Origin of the sequence: Rhodoferax ferrireducens (assembly GCF_003347515.1) — a bacterium.
In the GTDB taxonomy this organism is placed as follows: domain Bacteria; phylum Pseudomonadota; class Gammaproteobacteria; order Burkholderiales; family Burkholderiaceae_C; genus Rhodoferax.
The window spans coordinates 1-1,638 of record NZ_QEII01000136.1 but is presented as its reverse complement, the minus strand read 5'-3'; the positions used below and the strand labels follow the sequence as shown (position 1 = coordinate 1,638).

2 pseudogenes are annotated in these 1,638 nt (G+C 56.9%); one reads left to right on the top strand and one right to left on the bottom strand.

Annotation, left to right across the window (positions count from 1 at the left end):
- Nucleotides 1–658 (bottom strand): annotated as a pseudogene (locus tag C5P05_RS00635) (flagellin); the annotation flags it as partial.
- 322 nt (nt 659–980) lie between these two features.
- Between C5P05_RS00635 and C5P05_RS00630 the strand changes: the two are divergent.
- Nucleotides 981–1,638 (top strand): annotated as a pseudogene (locus tag C5P05_RS00630) (flagellin); the annotation flags it as partial.

Sequence of the window (1,638 nt, the reverse complement as noted above, 5' to 3'; positions counted from 1 at the left end):
CGGTATTGGCTTGGGCGGTGCTATTGACGGCAATCGTGATCGTGGCGCTGCCCAATGAACCGTTGATGGCCACCGTGCCAGCTGTCGTGTTATTCGCACCCGCAGCGGCCAGCGTGGAGGCGCCGCCCGCCGCCAGAACCTGGTTGTTTCCGTAAACCGAGGTGCGCAGATTTGCGCCCGCCGCAACGATGGTCTGGTTGGCATTGGCGCCGACCTGGAATTTTTGCGTGCCAAAGGTGCCGTCGAGCAGCTTCTGGCCATTGAATTCGGTCGTTTGAGAAATTCGGTCAAGCTCTGAAACGAGTTGCGTCACCTCCTGCTGCAGCGCCTGGCGGTCGCCCGCACTGTTCGAGGCATTGGCAGATTGCACTGCCAGCTCGCGCACACGCTGCAAGATATTGCCGGCCCCGCCCATCGCGCCTTCAGCGGTTTGCGCCAGGGAGATACCGTCGTTGGCATTGCGTGCCGCTTGATTAAGTCCGCGAATTTGGGCGGTAAAACGCTCCGAAATCGCCAAACCAGCGGCGTCGTCTTTGGCGCTGTTGATGCGCAGACCGGAAGACAGTCGCTGAATAGACGTTGAGAGCGAGGACTGACTGGTACCCAGGTTGCGTTGAGCCGTCAGTGAACTGATGTTGGTGTTAATGGTAGAGGCCATTACATAACTCCATAAAAAAGTCGGCGTTACTGCCGGGATAAGCGCCAGCAACAGACTGACAACTCGGTGAAGGTAAGGTGAAGTGATTGTGGAGATGCAAGGCCAATCCATTGCATGGATAACCGCTGTAAATACAGCGTTGTTTTTGTGTTTGACGCTAAAGTTTTTGTTGGAACGCCCGAAAAGATATCCAACGGGTTGCATTTAGGGCTCGTCGTCTGGCGAAAGACTTTAGAAGTTCACCAGACTTGGCGGCCAGGTTTTTACTGGCGTTCAGGTCGGCAGCAATGTCGAATTCGGTCAGCTTTACTGGAGATTTCAAATGGCATCCACCATCAATACCAATATCAGTTCACTAACGGCTCAACGCAACTTGGGCGCTAGCCAGTCCTCATTGGCGACGTCTATTCAGCGGCTGTCTTCCGGTCTGCGCATCAACAGCGCCAAAGACGACGCCGCTGGTTTGGCGATTTCGGAGCGCTTTACGTCGCAGATCAAGGGGCTTAACCAGGCCGTTCGCAATGCCAACGACGGTATCTCCCTGGCGCAAACCGCCGAAGGTGCGCTCAAGGCTTCAGGCGATATTCTTCAACGGGTACGTGAACTGGCAGTGCAATCTGCCAACGCCTCGAACAGTGCGGGCGACCGCCAGGCGCTGCAGCAGGAGGTGACGCAACTCGTTTCAGAGCTTGACCGCACCTCGCAAACGACTGAATTCAATGGCCAGAAGCTGCTCGACGGCACCTTTGGCACGCAAAAATTCCAGGTCGGCGCCAATGCCAATCAGACAATCACGGCGACGACTGCCAACCTGCGTACCACGGCCTACGGTAACAACCAGGTTCTGGCGGCAGGCGGCGCCTCCACGCTGGCCGCTGCGGGTGCGAATAACACGACAGCTGGCACGGTGGCCATCAACGGTTCATTGGGCAGCGCCACGATCACGATTGCCGTCAATAGCACCGCCCAAGCCAATACCG